A 16892-nucleotide genomic window follows, 5' to 3' on the forward strand; every position below is an offset into this window, starting at 1 on the left:
CCCCCCCCCCCCCCCCCCCCCCCCCCCCCCCCCCCCCCCCCCCCCCCCCCCCCCCCCCCCCCCCCCCCCTCCCGTCCTCGTGTTCGTGCGTCCGGGGACTAGACCAGTGCGGTGAACGACGCGTCGCGCACGAGCAGCGTCGTCGCGTCGCCCTCGACGGCCTGGTCGTGGTCGCTCGACAGGCCGAGCGACCACGTGCCGCCGCCCGGCTTCTCGGGCAGCGTGAACTCGACGGTGGTGTCCGAGGCGTTCAGCAGCATCGCGACGGTGTCGTCGCCCTGCTGCAGCACCAGGATCACCGCGCGGTTGCCCGCATCGGCCCAGTCGCCGTCCTCGAAGCCCTGCGCGTCCGCACGGAGCACCTGCACCGTCGACTCCGAGTCACCGGGGGCCGTGCGGTACCAGAGCGGACGGAGCGCCTCGTGCTGCTTGCGGAACGCGATCGCCGCGGTCGTGAAGGCGAGCAGGTCCTGGTCGGCGGCCTCCCAGTCGAACCACGAGATCTCGTCGTCCTGGCAGTACGCGTTGTTGTTGCCGCCCTGCGAGCGGGCGATCTCGTCGCCACCGAGCATCATCGGGATGCCCGCGGAGAGCATGAGCGTGCCGAGGAAGTTCCGGCGCTGGCGGTCGCGGTAGTCGTTCACCGCGCCGTCGTCGGTCGGGCCCTCGATGCCGCCGTTGAAGGACGTGTTGTTGCTCTCGCCGTCGTTGTTGTCCTCGCCGTTGGCCTCGTTGTGCTTCTCGGCGTACATCGTCAGGTCGGCCAGCGTGAAGCCGTCGTGCGCGGTGACGAAGTTCACCGAGCAGAGCGGGGATCGACGGGAGCCCTCGTACACGTCGGGGGAACCGAGCGTGCGCTGCACGGCGTCGCCGAGCGTGCCCTCGTCGCCGCGCCAGAAGGCGCGGAGGTCGTCGCGGTACTTGCCGTTCCACTCCGACCAGTCGGCCGGGAACCCGCCCACCTGGTAGCCGGCGGTGTCCCACGGCTCGGCGATCATCTTCACCTCGCGGAGCACCGGGTCCTGGTGGATGATGTCGAGGAACGCGGAGTGCTTCTCGGCCTCGCCGTCCTGGCGGGTGAGCGTCGTGGCGAGGTCGAAGCGGAAGCCGTCGACGTGCATCTCCTCGACCCAGTAGCGGAGCGAGTCGGTGATGAGCCCGAGTGCGGACGGGTGCGACACGTTGAGCGAGTTCCCCGTGCCGGTCGTGTCGAAGTAGTTCGCCTCGTCACCCTCGACCAGGCGGTAGTACGACTGGTTGTCGATGCCTTTGAAGGACAGCGTCGGGCCCATGTGGTTGCCCTCGGCGGTGTGGTTGTAGACGACGTCCATGATGACCTCGAGCCCCGCGGCGTGCAGGGCCTTGACCATCTCCTTGAACTCGGTGACCTGCTGGCCGGCCGTGCCCGAGGACGAGTACTCGTCGTGCGGGGCGAAGAAGCCGATGCTGTTGTAGCCCCAGTAGTTGCGGAGGCCCTTGTCGGCCAGGGTCGAGTCCTGCACGAACTGGTGCGTCGGCAGCAGTTCGACGGCCGTGACGCCCAGGTCGGTCAGGTGCTTGATCGCCGCCGGGTGCGCCAGGCCCGCGTACGTGCCGCGGATCTCCTCGGGCACGTCCGGGTGCTGCTTCGTGAAGCCCTTGACGTGCACCTCGTAGACGACGGTGTCGCGGTACGGGGTGTGGAGCAGCGTGTCACCGTCCCAGTCGAACTCGCGGTCCGCGACGACGGACTTCGGCATGGCGCTCGCCGAGTCGGTCTCGTCGATCTGCTCGGGGTCCTCCATGTCGTGGCCGAACAGGGCCTGGCCCCACTCGTACGAGCCGTCGACGGCGGTCGCGTAGGGGTCGAGCAGGAGCTTCGCGGCGTTGTGGCGCAGGCCGTTCGCCGGGTCCCAGGCGCCGTGCACGCGGAAGCCGTAGCGGGTGCCGACGGTCACGTCCGGCACGACGTCGTGGAACGTGTAGCCGGTGCGGTTGCGGAGCTCGGTGCGGTGCTCGGTGCCGTCCTCGTCGAAGCGGCAGAACTCGACCCGCTCGGCGGTGCTGGAGAAGAGCGCGACGTTGGCGCCGCCGTCGACGAGCGTGACGCCGAGCGGGGTGCGGGAGGAAGTGGTCATAGTGCACTTCTAGCGGTCGGCGACTGTGTCCTCACGTCGCCCGCGTACCCCGTGACGGACGGAAGGCGCGGTGCCAGCTGGCACCGCGCCTCCCGTCCGTCACGTCGCGACGTCAGACCGTCGTGGTCGCCTCGTCGCGGTGCGGGAGCTTCCAGCCCGGACGCACGAAGTGGCAGGTGTACCCGGCGGGGTACTTCTCGAGGTAGTCCTGGTGCTCCTCCTCGGCCTCCCAGAAGTCGCCCGCGGGCTCGACCTCGGTGACGACCTTGCCCGGCCAGATGCCGGAGGCGTCGACGTCCGCGATGGTGTCGAGTGCGATCTGGCGCTGTTCGTCGTTGGTGAAGTAGATCGCCGAACGGTAGCTGCGACCCACGTCGTTGCCCTGCCGGTCCTTCGTGGACGGGTCGTGGATCTGGAAGAAGAACTCGAGCAGGTCGCGGTACGAGATCTGCGACGGGTCGAAGACGATCTCGACGGCCTCGGCGTGGTCGCCGTGGTTCCGGTACGTGGCGTTCGGGGTGTCGCCGCCGGAGTAGCCGACGCGCGTGCTGATGACACCGGGTCGGCGGCGGAGGAGCTGCTGCGCTCCCCAGAAACACCCGCCGGCGAGGATGGCGGTCTCGGTCGTGGTCATGCTGGCCTCCTGGGCGTCGTCGTTGCCGCTGGCTGCGGCATCACCGGGTGCAACCGGCGACCCCGGGCGCGTGTTCCCGGGTCGTGGTCCATGGTGCGCCTCAATCGTCGGCGCACGGACGGCCCACGTCCAGCCGAGCGGGTACCGCGTGCGCGTCAGGCCCCGGCGCCGCCGTCCACGGGGATGCTCGCACCGGTCACCATCGAGGCCCGGTCGCTGAGCAGCCAGGCCGCCACCTCGGCGACCTCCTCGGGTCGGGCCATCCTGCCGAGCGGCACCGAGGCGTCGATCTGCTCCGTGATCCCCGGGGTCGCCGCCTCCCACGCGGCGATCATGTCCGTCGCGGTGCCGCCCGGGGTGATGCCGTTGACCCGGATGCCCTCGGGCGCCCACGTCACGGCTGCGGTCTCGGTGATGCTGTTCAGGGCGCGCTTCATCGCCCCGTAGGCCGGCAGTGCCGGGTTGGCCCGGCGGCTGCCGATGCTCGACGTGTTCACGATCGCCCCGCCGCCGGAGCGGCGCATCAGGGCGGCCTCGGCGGTCATCGCGACCCAGTGGCCGCGGAAGTTGACCGCGAACTGGGTGTCGATGTCCTCGTCGCTCGTGGCGTCCAGCGGGCCGGGCTGCTGGATCGCGGCTCCGTTGTTGAAGGCGCCGTCGAGTCGCCCGTGCAGCTCGTCGACCCGGTCGACGGCGGCCCGGATGCTCGCCGGGTCGGCGAGGTCGAGCACGACGGCGTCCGCGGTGCCGCCGGCGTCGCGGATGCCGGAGACGACGGCGTCGAGTGACCCGGTGCTCCGCGCCGCGAGCACGACGGCGGCGCCCTCGTCGGCGAAGAGCCGGGCGGCGGCGGCACCGGTGCCGCGGCTGGCGCCGGAGACGAACACGACCTTGCCGGTGAGCAGGCCGTTCGGACGGGTGGTGGTGTGATCGTTCATGCCGTCAGCGTCCGTCCCGCGGTGGCCGCGCAGCCAGGTACACCCGGTACCAGGACGCGACGTGCCCGCGGGGGGAGGATCGGGACATGGACAAGCAGGAGCTGGCCGCGTTCCTCCGCGCACGGCGCGAGCGGTTGCGGCCGGAGGACGTCGGGCTCCCGTCGGGGACCCGCCGGCGCACACCCGGGCTGCGCCGCGAGGAGGTCGCCGTCCTCGCCCACATCTCCACCGAGTACTACGTCCGGCTCGAGCAGGCACGAGCCCCTCGGCCCTCCGCCGAGGTGCTGGCCGGCATCGCGGGGACGCTGCGCCTCACCGACGCCGAGTCCGACCACCTCCACCTGCTCGCCGGGACCGCCCGGACACGGACCGCGAGCATCCGGCGTCAGGTGCGGCCGAGCATCCTGGCGGTCGTCGACCGTCTGCCGCTGACCGCTGCGATCGTGCTCGCCGCCGACTTCGAGGTCCTCGCGTGGAACCCCCTGGCCGCCGCGCTCCTGGAGGACTTCGCCCTGCGGGACCGTCGGGGCCGCAACCTCGCCCGGCAGGCCTTCCCCGTCGGCGGGACGGGCGGGGCGTCCGAGCCGCCGTACGGCATCTCCGACGGCGCCGAGTTCCGGCACCAGGTGGTGATGCAGCTGCGGACGACGCTCGCGCAGCACCCGACGGACGTGGAGGTGGTCGCGCTCGTCGACGAGCTCCGGACGGGGAACGCGGAGTTCGCGCGGCTCTGGTCACGACACGACGTGCAGCCGGCTCCGGTGCTCACGAAGACCTTCCACCACCCGTCGGTCGGGCCGGTCACGGTCGACTGCGACAGCCTCGCGCTCGTCGACGGCGACCAGTTCCTCGTGCTCTACACCGCGGCGCCGGGATCCGCCGACGCCGATGCCCTCGCGCTCCTCGGGATGCTCGCCACGCAGAATGCCGAGCGCGGCTGAGCCACGACGGGCCGGCGGTGACGACGTCGGTGGACGCGGTGCGCACCCGTCGACCCCGCACGTGCGTGTCGTCCTGCGATCGCCTACCATTCGAACACACGTTCGAATCGGGAGGTCGGGATGATGTTGACGCACGAGGTCGCCACGGTGTGGTGGGAGCGCGGGGTGCCGGACCGGATGGTGTGGCGGGACCGACGCTGGCGGGTGAGCGACAGTCCGACGCGACTGACCGCGACGGCGGAGTTCCTGCCGTCGGCGATGACCCACGCGCCGGAGCGCACGGTGGGGTGGCGCTTCCAGGTCAGCGCCGAGGGGGACGCCGTCGTCGTCGACATCGTCCCCGAGGGCGACGGCTGGGTGGTCGCGCGGACCTGGCGCTGATCACGAGCGAGTTCGTCCACCCGGCCCGCCGGTGCTCAGCGGATGAGCGCGTGCGCCAGGCCGCGGACGAGCACCGCGCGTGCACGATCGGTCGACGTGCCGTCCGGGTCGCCCCACGCCGCGCGCCCGAGGCCGTCGACCAGGGCGAGCACCGCGTCCGCCGCCACCGCGGTCGGCTCGGCGAGCTCGACTCCGTGCCGCGCGGTCCAGCGGGTGATGCCGGCCGCCACCCCGTCGCGCCAGAGGGCTCGCTCGGCGGCGACGAGCGCGTCGTCACCGTCGAGGGCGGTGCCGCTGACGGCCTCGAGGAGGCGGAAGCGTTCGGGCTCCCGGCGCACCAGGTCCAGGTACGCGGCCACTCCGGCATCGATCGCGTCGGCGAGGTCGTGCCGCGCATCGGCAGCGGCGAGCACGCGGGGGAGGACGTCCCGTGCCTGGCGTTCGAGGAGCGCGACCACCAGGTTCCACCGCGCGCCGAAGACGTAGTGCACCACCCCGTGCGCCACGCCGGCACGCTCGGCGACCGCCCGCGTGGTGAGGCCGGTCACCCCGTGGTCGCGCACGACGAGGGCGGCCGCGTCGAGGAGCTCGTCACGCCGTTCCCCTCGGGGGTGGTACGACCGCGTCTGCTGGTCCTGCGTCATCACAGGAAGCGTACGGGGCGTCCGCAGGAGTGGTCGGCAAGCTGATCTGGCCAAACGGCCGAAAGTGGAGGAGTCCCCGTGTCGATCACCGTCCGTCCCGCATCCCCGTCCGAGGTGCCCGCCGCCGCGGCCGTGCTCGCCGAGGCCTTCGCTGCCGACCCCGTCCTCGGTGAGGTCCGACCGCCGCGTCCGGGCGAGGACCGGGTCGTCGTGCTCGGCGCCCTCTTCGCCGCGCTCGTCCGGGCCGTCCCCGAACGCGCCCGGGCGCTCGACGTCGCGGTCGACGAGGGCCGGCTGCTCGGCGCCGCGTTCTGGCAGGCGCCTCGGCCGCACGTCGGCGGCACGCTGGCGTTCGTCCGGCAGGTCCCGGCACTCCTCCGGGTCCTCGGGACCGGCGGTGCCCTCCGCGCGCTGCGGCACCTCCGACGGATGGACCGCGCCCGCCCCGATGCGCCGCACTGGTACCTAGCCGAGATCGGTGTCGCTGCCGCGGCCCGAGGTCAGGGGGTCGGCGGGCTCCTGCTCGACCACGCGCTGCGCCGGGTCGACGCCCTCGCGCAGCACGCGTACCTCGAGTCCTCGACGCCGCAGAACCGCCGGCTCTACCGTCGCCACGGCTTCGGGGACGGTGCGCCGATCACCGGCTTCCGGGCGGCCGCTCCGGTCTCGATGTGGCGACCGGCGGTCGGTTGAGCCGCGACCGACGGACGGACGGGAGGCGCGGTGCCAGCCGGTACCGCGCCTCCCGTCCGTCGGGTGGTGACGTCGGCCGTCAGGCGACCGCGATCTCGTTGGGGACGCCCGGCAGCTCGTCGCTCGACGCGACGACCTCCCCGGTGGTGAGGTCCACCGCGTGGATCTTCCGCTCGGTCGGGTCGGTCACGTACGCGACGTCACCCGCGACCTTCAGTGCGGGGTGGGCGTCCTGCCACTCGGTCGGACCCTCCCAGGCGTCGATGACGTCGAACGTGTCGATCGGCTCGCCCGTCTGCTCGTCGAAGGTGTGCAGGGCGCCGTCGGAGCCGAGGATCACGGCTTCGTCACCGGGACCACGCGCGATGTCGCGGAAGGTGAAGCCCACACCCTCGGGCATGTCGGCCACGCGGTACTCGCCCGACGCGGCGTCGATGAGTGCGACCTGGTCGAGCAGGTAGCCCTCGCTGTCCGGGTCGTCGTTGTAGTCACCGACGGCCACGGACGAGTCCTCGGTGGTGAACAGGTTGCCGGTGCGGCCGTACTCGGTCGGGGCGTCGATCTTCGTGAAGGCGCCGTCCTGGTACACGAGGGCGCCGTCGGTGCAGCCGAAGACCGCGACCTCGCCCTGCACCGCTCCCTCGCCGTGCACGTTCGGGCACTCCTCCGAGCGGGCGAGCTCCGTGCCGTCCTCGTCGAGGGCGCGGACGCCGGTGCGCTCCTCCTCGGTGCCGATCGTGCTGAGGAGCGTGCCGTCCTCGAGCACGATCGCGACGCCGTGGTGTGCTGCCTCGGACTCCGTGGTCTCCACCTCGGGCAGCGTGGCGCCGTCGAGGTCGTCGTGCTCGAACACCGTGACGTCACCGCTGCCGTCCGCGAAGAGCGCGGTCTTCTCGCCGTGCACGACCGCGTGGCCGCCGGTGTCGGCCGGGAAGACGGCGTCGGTCAGGGCCGGGTCTGCGGCGGTGTCGAGGACCCGGAAGCCCTCGGGCACGGTGACGAGCACGTGGCGGCCGTCCCCGGCGGGGTTCACGCGGGTGAAGCCGTCGATGCTGTCGTCGGCGACGACCCGCAGGTCCTGGTCGAGGGTGAGCAGGCCGCCGTCGTACGTGAGGACGATGCGGTCGCCCTCGGCGGATGCGGCCTCCGTGGTGCGGGTGCCCTCGGCCTCCGCGTCGGCGGGGCCCGTCGAGCAGCCGGTGAGGACGAGGGCTGCGGCGCCGAGCAGGGCTGCGGGCGCGAGCGTGGTGCGCAGAGTTGTCATGCCGTTCACTGTACTGATTCTCATTCTCAATTAGAAATCGACAGGCCGTCGACGATCGCCGCCGTGTTCGACCGCATCATCCCGAGGTAGGTCGAGGCGCCGCCGTCCTCGGTCAGCGACTCGGAGGCGAGCCGACGGATCTCCACGTGCACGTCCACCTCGTCCGCCAGCACCTCGGCCAGCCGTGCGGGCTGCGAGAGGTCGGCGAAGATCGTCGGGACGCCCGCCTCGTCGATCGCCGACGCGAGGTCGCGCAGGTCCGCCGCGCTCGGCGATGCCAGGCTGGTCCCGCTCGGGATGACGGCGCCGACGACCCGGAAGTCGTACCGGTCCGCCAGGTACCCGAACACGTGGTGGTTCGTCACGAGTGCCCGTCGGTCCTCCGGGATGCCCGCGAACGCGTCGGACATGTCCGTGTCGAGCGTGGCCAGCTCGTCGAGGTACGCGTCGGTCCGGCTCGGCTCGACGCCCGCGTCCCGCAGGGCGTCGTCGAGGGCCTCGACGACGTCGACCATGCGTGCGGGGTCGGTCCAGAGGTGCGGATCGGGGCCGCTGTCGTCCTCCGTCGTCCACTCGAGCGCGTCGACGTGCTCGCCGGCCGTGAACACCGGGACACCGTCGGAGGCGGCGGCCTCCACGTGGCGGGCGATGCCCTCCTCGAGCCCGAGCCCGTTCTCGACGACGAGGTCGGCGCTCCGGAGCCGGGCGGCCTCCTGCGCGGAGACCTCGAACGAGTGCGGGTCGGCGCCCGCCGGCATGAGGACCATCACCTCGGCCGCGTCCCCGACCACCTCGGTGACGACGTCGCCGAGGATGTTCGTCGTCACCGCGACGACCGGGCGGTCCGACCCGGCGGACGAGCACCCCGCCGTCGCCGCGACGAGTCCGGCGGCCACGGCCAGCGCGGCGGTGGCGCGGAACCGGCGGGTCACAGTCCGACCTCGGCGAACGTGACGGGCGCCGCGGCCAGGTCGATCGACCGCGCGAGGCGTGCACCGTCCGCGAAGTCGATCTCGTGCACCTGCTGCCCGGAGGCGTCGGCGACGTAGGCGCGCTGGGCGTCGAGCTGCAGGAGCGGCTGCTCGCCCGGGTCGAGCAGCGGTTCGGTGGTGGCGACCGCGCCCGTCGTCGCCGCGATCACCACGACTCGACCCTGGTCGTCCACGCCGACGACGTGCTCGTCCTCGTCGTCGACGGCCGTCACGGCGCGCAGGGGCCGTTCGGTCTCGACGAGTCGCCAGGTGCCCTCGCGGCTGTCGAGCAGCCACGCGCCCCGGTCGCCGGCGAGCCCGGCGACCGTCGGTCGACCCGCGCGGGCGGAGAACGCCGTCGGGCGTGCGGCCCCGTCGGGCAGCGCGACGGTGGTGGTCTCGCCGTCCTCGCCGAGGACGACCGCCCCGTCCGAGCAGCCGACCACGGCGCCGGCCCGGGTGACGATGCCGCCCGCGGGGTCGGTGCACGCGGCCTCGGCGCCGCTCGGCTCGCCGTCGGCGTCGAGCACCCGGACGCCGTCGTCGGTGCCCGCGACCAGCTGCTCGCCGAACGGCAGCAGGACGGTCGCGTCGATCCGCACCGTCTCCTCGACGTCACCCTGTCCGAGTGCGGCCCGGTCGAGGACGACGCCCTCGCCGCGCTCCGGCCAGGTGATGGTCGTCATCGTCTCCGACGAGTGCACCTCGACGGGCCCGCCGCCGTCGATCGAGCCCACCACGCGCGGTTCGGCCGCGTAGTAGTGCGTGTGGTCGCCGTGGTCGACGGTCCACGAACCGCCGTCGACGATCGTGGTGCGGTCCTCGGTGCTGCTGACGAGGAACCGCCCGTCGGTCGCGGAGTGCTCCGGTGCCTCGACGTCGTCGAGCGCCGTGGTCTCGCCGCTCAGCAGGTCGTGCACCGCCGTCTCGCCGGCGGCGGACACGGCCAGGAGGCGCACCTGCGGCTCCTGCGCCTCACTCGCGCCCTCGACGTAGCCGTGGGGCTTCGCCGTGCCGGTCGCGTCGTCGGCGGCCGGTCCGGTGGTGCCCGTGGTCGAGCAGGCGGTCAGGCCGAGCGCGAGTCCGGCGGCCACCGCTGCGGTGGTCATGCGTCGCGCCGCGACGCGGCGGGTCGTGGTGGTGGTGGTGGGGTTCGTCATGCTCCCTCTCGTGGTGCTGGTGCTGGTGCTGGTGCTGGTGTGGTCGTGGTCGTCCGCCGCCCCCGGTGCGGCAGCAGGGCGGCGAGGGCGCGGGAGACGGCGACGCCCGCGACGGCGACCGCCGCGATGCTCGCGCCGGCGGCGGTCCCCGCGTGCCAGGAGACGAGCAGGCCGGTGGTGACGGCGGCGCTGCCGATCACCGCGGCGAGGAGCATGGTCGACCCGACCTGCCGGGTCCAGGCCCGGGCCGCGGCGGCGGGCGCGAGCAGGAGCCCGACGACCAGGAGCGTCCCGACCGCGCGGTAGGACGCGACGACCGCGAGCGTGACGAGCCCGACGAGCACGACCTCGGCCAGTCGGGGGCGGAGGCCGAGCGTCGCCGCCTTCCGCACGTCGAAGGCGGCCGCGGTGAAGGGCCGGTGGAACGCCGCGGCGAGGACGAGTGCGACGGTGACCGCGACGGCGAGCCCGCCGAGGTCGGTCCGGGTCACGGCGAGGACGTCCCCGAACAGGATCGCGGTGACGTCGGTGGCGAAGGACCGGGACGAGGACACGATGATGACCCCGAGGGCGAGCATGCCGACGAACAGCAGCCCGATCGAGGTGTCGTACGACAGCCGGGCGCGACGACGGAGTGCGCCGACGCCGACCACCATCACACCCGCGCTCACGGCCGCTCCGAGCACGGCGGGGATCCCGGTGAGGGTGGCGACCGCGACGCCCGGGAGCATGCCGTGTGCGAGTGCCTCGCCGAGGAAGGCCATGCCCCGCACGAGCACCCACGTGCCGACGACCGCGCAGAGGACCGCCGCCAGGGTGCCGCCGACGAGGGCGCGCAGCATGAAGTCGACGGAGAACGGGTCGGTCAGCCAGGTCACGCTGGGAGACGCTACATGAAAACGACTATCGATACTGATAGCGTGCTCAGGTGCTCACCACCGCGGCTCCCCCTGCCCTCGAGGTCACGCACCTCGTCGTCCGACGCGGTGACCGGACGGTGCTCGACGGTCTCGACGCGACGTTCCCCGCCGGGGTCGTCACGGCGCTCACCGGACCCAACGGATCCGGGAAGTCGACGCTGCTCGACGCGCTCGCCGGAGTGGTGACGCCCGTCGGCGGGGCCGTGTCGGGCCTCCCGTCCGGCGGAGTGGCGTACGTGACCCAGGCGGTCCCGCCGTCCGCGCTCCCGCTGACCGTGCGGTCGACCGTCGCGATGGGGCGCTGGCGGGCACGGCCCTGGTGGCGACCGCTCGGACGGGCGGACCACGCGGTCGTCGACGCGCAGCTGGACCGGATGGGCATCACCGACCTCGCCGACCGGCCGCTCGACGAGCTGTCCGGCGGGCAGCGGCAGCGCACGCTCGTCGCCCTCGGTCTCGCGCAGCGCGCGCCGGTCCTGCTCGTCGACGAGCCGACGGCGGGCGTCGACGCCGGGTCGGCGGCCCTCGTGACGGCGGCGCTCGCCGCGGAGGCCGCCGCGGGTGTCGTCGTCGTCCACGCGGCGCACGACCCGGTCGCGATCGCCGCTGCGGACCGGGTCGTGGCCCTGGGCTGACGGCTCCGCCGGGACCGCCGTCAGGCCGACTGATCGAGGGCAGTCCGCGCTGCTGCCACCACCGCCGCGTCCGTGACGGTGTGGCCGGAACCGTCGTCGCCGCTGCCCATCGGGACGCCGTCGTGACCGCCCGCGACCGACCGCTTGGCGGAGAGGTGCACCGCGGCGACCCCGGTCGCGACCAGTGCTCCGATGTCCCGCGCGTGGACCCCGGCCCCCGCCATCACCTGCACGGGCCCGGCGGCGTCGACCATGCGCGCGATCGTCGTCGCTCCCGCCGGAGCGCTCGCGGCGCCGCCGGAGGTCAGCACCCGCGTGACGCCGAGGTCGGCGAGCCGCGCGACCGTCGCGACCGGGTCGGCGGCGTGGTCGACCGCGCGGTGCAGGGTGACCTCGGCGTGCGCGGAGACCGAGCGGGTGGCGGCCACGAAGCGGCGGAGGGCGTCCTCGTCGAGGGTCCGGTCCGGGCGCAGGGCACCGACCACCACCCCGGCCGCTCCCGAGCGCAGGACCGTGCGGACCTCCCGCTCCATGAGCGCGAGCTCGTCGTCGTCGTACGTGAAGCCCCCGGGGCGGCAGCGCACCAGGGCGTGCGCCGGGATCCCGGTCTCGTGCGTGGCCTCGACCAGGGCCTGCGAGGGCGTCAGGCCGCCCAGCTCCAGGCCGACGCAGAGCTCGACCCGGTCGGCGCCCCCGTCACGGGCGACCAGGGCCCCGGCGGGCGACGTCACGGCGATCTCGAGGGCGACGGTCATCAGGCGGCTCCGAGGGGTTCGTTCGACGGCGGCACGATGCGCGCGGACAGGTCCGGCGGCGTCGCGAACTCCCGATCGTAGGGGAACAGCGGCCGCTCGATCCGGTGGTGCCCGAGGCGGAGCAGGTCCTGGTCGACCCCTCCCGGAGTGAGCGCCAGCATCCAGTCGGCCGCCATGTCGAAGAGTTCCGGCTCGAGGTAGCCGATCTTCACGACGACGACGTCGGCCCGACGCGGGTCGAGGTCGAGATCGGTGAAGTCGTGCTCGTGGTGGTACGGCTTGCGGAGCGTCGTCAGGATCGCGAAGACGCTGCCGACCTGCAGCACGACCTCGGTCTCGGCGTCCCGGTCGCCGTGCTTGACCGCGTGCACCCGGCCGGTCATCGTGATCGGCCCCGCGTGCACGTCGTCGACCTCGGCGCCCGCCGTCACCGTCACGGTCGCACCGACCCCGGCCGCGACCGCCTCGGCGACGGCGGCCGGGCCGGGGACGCTCGCGTAGATGACGGTGGGGCCGTCAGGGGTGGCGAAGGCCGGGTGTGCGAGCACCTGCGTGAGACCCCAGGTCATGTCACCGGAACCGCCGGCGGTCGGGTTGTCACCGGAGTCCGACACGAAGAACGGACGCGCGGCCCCGGGTGCGAGGGCGGCGGCGAGGCACTCGTCGAAGGAGCCCGTCGGTGCCACGAACACGAAGTCCTCGCGGGCGTCCCAGAACGCTCGGGCCAGGCGCTCGGCGCCCGCGGCCACGACGTCGCGGTCCCACCCGGTGACCACGGTGACGGCACGGTCGCGTGGCTGGTCGGCCCAGGCGTACCCGACCCAGATCGCCGCGTCGAGGACGCCGTCCTCCTGCTCGACCTCCGGCACCTGCCCGTAGATCGACGCCGCGGGCTCGATGCGGGTCGACGTCTGCTCGCCGGGCAGCAGCACCGGGATCGGGATCCACGCCTTCACCGGGCGCTGTCCTCCGACCGGCCTGGTGGCGAGCACGTCGACCAGGTTCCGGACCGCGCGCTCCTTCGTCTCGAGGGCGTCCTCGTGCGGGGCCATGCGGTAGCAGGTGACGAGGTCCACCTGGTGCGCGAGTTCCCGCGTGACGTTGCCGTGCAGGTCCATCGATGCCGACACGATGACGTCCGGCCCGACGACCGCGCGGATGCGGCCGAGCAGGTCGGTCTCGGCGTCGTCGAGCCCCTCGACCACCATCGCGCCGTGGATGTCGTACCAGAGGCCGTCGACCGGCCCGATCGCCGTCAGGCGCGCGACGATCTCGTCGGCGAGTTCCTCGTAGGCCTGCCGGGCGACGACCCCGCCGGGCAGTGCGTGGCCGATGAGCGCCCCGTGGAAGTCGGCTGAGTCCGCGTACGACGCCAGGAACGGGTACCGCGCCACGACCTCGTCACCGCGGTCCGGGTGGAAGGCGGGCGCGAGGGTCCGGGTGGGCGTGAAGGTCGAGGTCTCGATCGCGAGTCCGGCGATCGCGATCACCAAGCGACGGCGGGCGGGGGTCTCAGACACGGGTGCTCCTGTTCCTGGTGGCGGACTGCGGGATGGGGGCGGACAGCGCCTCGAGCGACGCCGCGAGCCCGCGTTGCAGGGCGAACTGCCCCGCTCCGACGAGCCCGGCGTCCGCGCCGAGCGACACCGGTTCGATCGCGAGGTGCTGGGTCATGAGCGGGTGGCAGCTCTCGTACAGCTGGCTCCGCACGGCGGCGATGAACGGGTCGAGGGTCGACAGGATGCCGCCGAGGTACACGGCGTCCGGGTTGAAGAAGTTGACGTTCGCTGCCAGGACCTCGCCCAGGTAGCGGCCGGCCATCCGCACCGCGCGGGTGGTCTCCGGGTGCGCGTCCGAGGCGAGCCGGACGACGTCCGCGGTCGAGGTCACGTCGACTCCCGCGGACGACAGGACCCGGACCAGGGCGGCGCCGGACGCGACGGTCTCCAGGCATCCGGTGTTGCCGCACGAGCACGGGGTGTCCCCGGCCGCATCGATCCGGACGTGCGTGATGTCGCCCGCGGACCCGGTCGAGCCGCGGTAGAGGCGGCCGTCGATCACGATGCCCGCACCGATGGCGGACCCGGCCTTGATGGTGATGGTCTGCCGGCGGGACGGGTCCCGCACGGTCTGCTCACCCGCGGCCATGCAGTTCGCGTCGTTGTCCACGACGGCCGCCAGGCCGAAGCGCTCGGAGAGCCAGTCGACCACGGGGAACCCGTTCCAGCCGGGCATCCGGCTCGGCAGGTCGACGACACCGGCCTCGACGTCCACCGGCCCGGGGAGGCTGACACCGACGCCGCGGAGGCCGTCGCGGCCACGGTCGTCCGCGAGCTGTTCGAGCAGGCCCGCCAGGCGGCCGAGTCCGGCGGTCGGGCCGTCGGCGAGCGCGAAGGGGACCGTCGCGACGGACTCGAGTGCGCCTCCCGGCAGCACCACACCGATGCGCACGTGTTCGCCACCGACGTCCGCCGCAACGGCGTACTCGTCGGTACCGCCGATGCGGAGCACCTTGCGCGGGCGCCCGCCCGTGGAGACGTCGGTGCCCTCCTCCGCGAGGAGCCCGTGCCGCAGCAGCTGTCCGACGACGTGCGACACCGTCGAGGGCGCGGCGGCGAGGAGCTCGGCGATCTCGGTGCGACTCGACGCCTGCCCCGTGGCCACGAGCTCGAGGACGCGAGCGCTGAGGTCCGGCACGACTTTCTCCAATCTCGACGGGCAGCGGCGGTCTGCCCCGTCCACCGCGACGATACGGGCGCTCCGTGCGGAGGACGCTTTCGTGCAATCCGCAGAAACACACTATTTACACGGAGATGTTTGTTTTTCCAATGCGCCTGGTCCTTGACTGTCCCCGTGCCGCCGGCACCCGTGCACCACCCTCCCGACGTTCCTCACACAAGGAGACACCGCATGTCCAAGCCCCGTCGCTGGGCGCTCCTCACCGGAGCCGCGATCGCCGTGAGCGCCCTGCTCGCCGGATGCTCCGGCGGCGGCAACGCCTCCACCGCTTCCGGATCCGACGAGATCAACTACGCGCTCCCCGCCAACTTCACGCCGAACTGGATCCTGCCGATCGGCACCGCGGCGCACCTCAACACCAACAACGGCTCGATCGCGCAGTCGTTGTACGAACCCCTCGTCGCCTACGACGGCTCCACGGGCAAGATCGCCTGGAACAAGGCGGGCTCGGTGGCGACCGCGGCGGACTTCGCGAAGGACGGCACGAGTGTCACGATGACGCTCGGCGACCGGCACTGGTCGGACGGAAAGCCGATCACGAGCCGCGACGTCGCGTTCTGGTTCAACCTGATCAAGGCGAACAAGGACCAGTGGGGTTCCTACTCCGCGGGCAAGGCGCCGGACAACTGGACCTCGTTCACGACGGTCGACGACACGCACTTCACGATCACCTTCGACAAGGCGTACAACCCGGACTGGATGCTCGCGAACCAGCTCAGCCACATCATCCCGCTGCCGCAGCACGCCTGGGACAAGACGAGCGCGAGCGCCGAGGTGAGCGACGCCGACGAGAACACCGACGGCGCGAAGCAGGTCTGGAAGTACCTCAACACCGCCGCGGGCAAGATCGCCGACTACGCGTCCGACGACCTGTGGAAGACCATCTCCGGCCCGTACGGCGTCGAGGCGTTCACCACCGCCGGCAAGGTCACCCTGACGGCGAACACGAAGTACGACGGTGGCGAGAAGGCGCAGATCGGGACCGTCAACCTGCTGCCGTTCACGACCGCGGACGCCGAGGTCAACGCGGTGCGGTCGGGCGAGGTGGACTACGGCTACATCAACGCCACCGACATGGACCAGGAGGACTCGTTCACGGGCAAGGGCTACGAGGTCGAGCCGTGGACCGGTTGGGCGATCACGTACATGCCGTACAACTTCAACAACCCGACGATGGGTGCGGTCTTCAAGCAGCTGTACGCCCGTCAGGCCGTGCAGATGTCGATCGACCAGACCGCGCTGTCGAAGGTCGTGTTCAACGGCACCGCCACCTCGACCTACGGTCCCGTCCCGCAGGCGCAGGAGTCCGACTTCGTGTCCGAGGTGCAGAAGAGCAACCCGTACCCGTTCAGCACCGCGAAGGCGAAGGAACTGCTCACCAGCCACGGCTGGACGAAGCAGGGCGACACCATGGTCTGCACGGACCCGGGCACCTCGGCGGATCAGTGCGGCGACGGGGTGGCGAAGGGCACGAAGTTCACCATGCAGGTGCTCTCGCAGTCCGGCTCCACGGTCACGGACAACATGATGAGCGCGATCCAGTCGTCGCTCGCGAAGACCGGTATCGGCTTCACGATCAAGACCGCGCCCGTCTCGAGCGTGCTGTCGCAGACGCCGACCTGCACGAGCGACGAGGCGTCCTGCGACTGGGACCTCTCCTTCTTCGGCACCGCCGGCAGTTGGTACTTCCCGGCCTACCCGACCGGGGAGTCGCTCTTCCAGACCGGCGGTTCGGCGAACTTCGGCTCGTACTCGAACAAGGAGGTCGACTCCCTGATCGACGCGACCACCACCTCGACCGACCCGACCACGGTGCAGGACTACAGCGCCGCGGTCGCGAAGGACCTGCCCGTCATCTGGCTGCCGAGCCCGGACTACCAGATCTCGGTCGTCAAGCAGGGCCTGACCGGGTTCGACCAGGACTCGCTCGCCAACTTCCACCCGGCCCAGTGGAAGTGGAGCAAGTGAGTCGCTGACGCGACCACGGTCTGGAGGCGGGGGGGGGGGGGCGGCCGGCCCCCCCCCCCCCCCCACCCCCCCCCCCACCCCCCCCCCCCGCCCCCCCCCCCCCCCCCCCCCCCCCCCCCCCCCCCCCCCCCC

16 protein-coding genes are annotated in these 16892 nt (G+C 72.7%); 5 read left to right on the top strand and 11 right to left on the bottom strand.

Annotation, left to right across the window (positions count from 1 at the left end; all coding sequences use genetic code 11):
* Positions 1–98: 98 nt before the first annotated feature.
* The 3 genes from glgX to PIJ49_RS16205 all read right to left on the bottom strand — a co-directional run bounded on the left by glgX (position 99) and on the right by PIJ49_RS16205 (position 3689).
* Positions 99–2117, bottom strand: coding sequence for a glycogen debranching protein GlgX (gene glgX / locus PIJ49_RS16195; RefSeq protein WP_271827068.1), 2019 nt, complete (start codon positions 2115–2117; stop codon positions 99–101).
* Between the two features lie 112 nt (positions 2118–2229).
* Complete coding sequence (gene msrA / locus PIJ49_RS16200; RefSeq protein WP_271827069.1) at positions 2230–2751, bottom strand: peptide-methionine (S)-S-oxide reductase MsrA; 522 nt, start codon at positions 2749–2751, stop codon at positions 2230–2232.
* A gap of 155 nt (positions 2752–2906) precedes the next feature.
* Positions 2907–3689 (bottom strand): SDR family NAD(P)-dependent oxidoreductase, encoded by a 783-nt coding sequence (locus PIJ49_RS16205; RefSeq protein ID WP_271827070.1) that lies wholly within the window; start codon positions 3687–3689, stop codon positions 2907–2909.
* An 86-nt stretch (positions 3690–3775) separates the two neighbouring features.
* Between PIJ49_RS16205 and PIJ49_RS16210 the strand changes: the two genes are divergently transcribed.
* Both PIJ49_RS16210 and PIJ49_RS16215 read left to right on the top strand, forming a co-directional pair.
* Positions 3776–4630 (top strand): helix-turn-helix transcriptional regulator, encoded by an 855-nt coding sequence (locus PIJ49_RS16210; protein WP_271827071.1) that lies wholly within the window; start codon positions 3776–3778, stop codon positions 4628–4630.
* A 120-nt stretch (positions 4631–4750) separates the two neighbouring features.
* A complete protein-coding gene (locus tag PIJ49_RS16215; RefSeq protein ID WP_066651540.1) occupies positions 4751–5011 on the top strand; it encodes a hypothetical protein in 261 nt (86 codons plus the stop codon).
* A 35-nt stretch (positions 5012–5046) separates the two neighbouring features.
* On the opposite strand, the gene PIJ49_RS16220 is transcribed toward PIJ49_RS16215, so the two are convergent.
* A complete protein-coding gene (locus PIJ49_RS16220; RefSeq protein WP_271827072.1) occupies positions 5047–5655 on the bottom strand; it encodes a TetR/AcrR family transcriptional regulator in 609 nt (202 codons plus the stop codon).
* A 78-nt stretch (positions 5656–5733) separates the two neighbouring features.
* On the opposite strand from PIJ49_RS16220, the gene PIJ49_RS16225 reads away from it, so the two are divergent.
* Entirely contained in the window at positions 5734–6348 is a 615-nt protein-coding gene (locus PIJ49_RS16225) for a GNAT family N-acetyltransferase (RefSeq protein WP_251154260.1), read from the top strand.
* Positions 6349–6427: 79 nt separating this feature from the next.
* Here the strand turns inward: PIJ49_RS16225 and PIJ49_RS16230 are convergent, their stop codons facing one another.
* The 4 genes from PIJ49_RS16230 to aztB are packed head-to-tail and all read right to left on the bottom strand — an operon-like array spanning position 6428 to position 10621.
* On the bottom strand, positions 6428–7612 hold the full coding sequence (locus tag PIJ49_RS16230) for a hypothetical protein (protein ID WP_271827073.1): 1185 nt from the start codon (positions 7610–7612) through the stop codon (positions 6428–6430).
* Between the two features lie 26 nt (positions 7613–7638).
* Positions 7639–8544 (bottom strand): metal ABC transporter substrate-binding protein, encoded by a 906-nt coding sequence (locus tag PIJ49_RS16235; protein WP_271827074.1) that lies wholly within the window; start codon positions 8542–8544, stop codon positions 7639–7641.
* Positions 8541–9743, bottom strand: coding sequence for an ABC transporter (locus PIJ49_RS16240; RefSeq protein WP_271827075.1), 1203 nt, complete (start codon positions 9741–9743; stop codon positions 8541–8543). The genes PIJ49_RS16235 and PIJ49_RS16240 overlap by 4 nt, the downstream gene beginning before the upstream one ends.
* A complete protein-coding gene (gene aztB, locus PIJ49_RS16245) occupies positions 9740–10621 on the bottom strand; it encodes a zinc ABC transporter permease AztB (protein ID WP_271827076.1) in 882 nt (293 codons plus the stop codon). The genes PIJ49_RS16240 and aztB overlap by 4 nt, the downstream gene beginning before the upstream one ends.
* A gap of 50 nt (positions 10622–10671) precedes the next feature.
* Between aztB and PIJ49_RS16250 the strand changes: the two genes are divergently transcribed.
* Positions 10672–11298 (top strand): metal ABC transporter ATP-binding protein, encoded by a 627-nt coding sequence (locus PIJ49_RS16250; protein WP_271827077.1) that lies wholly within the window; start codon positions 10672–10674, stop codon positions 11296–11298.
* Positions 11299–11318: 20 nt separating this feature from the next.
* On the opposite strand, the gene PIJ49_RS16255 is transcribed toward PIJ49_RS16250, so the two are convergent.
* From PIJ49_RS16255 to PIJ49_RS16265, 3 genes are read right to left on the bottom strand one after another with little or no spacing between them, the layout of a single operon-like run.
* Positions 11319–12053: a copper homeostasis protein CutC gene (locus PIJ49_RS16255; RefSeq protein WP_271827078.1), complete on the bottom strand. Its 735-nt coding sequence runs from the start codon at positions 12051–12053 to the stop codon at positions 11319–11321.
* Positions 12053–13573, bottom strand: a complete 1521-nt coding sequence (locus PIJ49_RS16260) for a M81 family metallopeptidase (RefSeq protein ID WP_271827080.1) — start codon at positions 13571–13573, stop codon at positions 12053–12055. The genes PIJ49_RS16255 and PIJ49_RS16260 overlap by 1 nt, the downstream gene beginning before the upstream one ends.
* Positions 13566–14750 carry an ROK family protein gene (locus tag PIJ49_RS16265; RefSeq protein WP_209684502.1) on the bottom strand — a complete coding sequence of 395 codons (1185 nt, stop codon included), beginning with the start codon at positions 14748–14750 and terminating at the stop codon, positions 13566–13568. The genes PIJ49_RS16260 and PIJ49_RS16265 overlap by 8 nt, the downstream gene beginning before the upstream one ends.
* A gap of 213 nt (positions 14751–14963) precedes the next feature.
* Here PIJ49_RS16265 and PIJ49_RS16270 point away from each other — a divergent pair, with 213 nt between their 5' ends.
* Positions 14964–16760, top strand: a complete 1797-nt coding sequence (locus tag PIJ49_RS16270; protein WP_271827081.1) for a peptide ABC transporter substrate-binding protein — start codon at positions 14964–14966, stop codon at positions 16758–16760.
* Positions 16761–16892: the final 132 nt, after the last annotated feature.

This window comes from Curtobacterium uvaldense, assembly GCF_028307415.1.
Taxonomy (GTDB): Bacteria; Actinomycetota; Actinomycetes; order Actinomycetales; family Microbacteriaceae; genus Curtobacterium.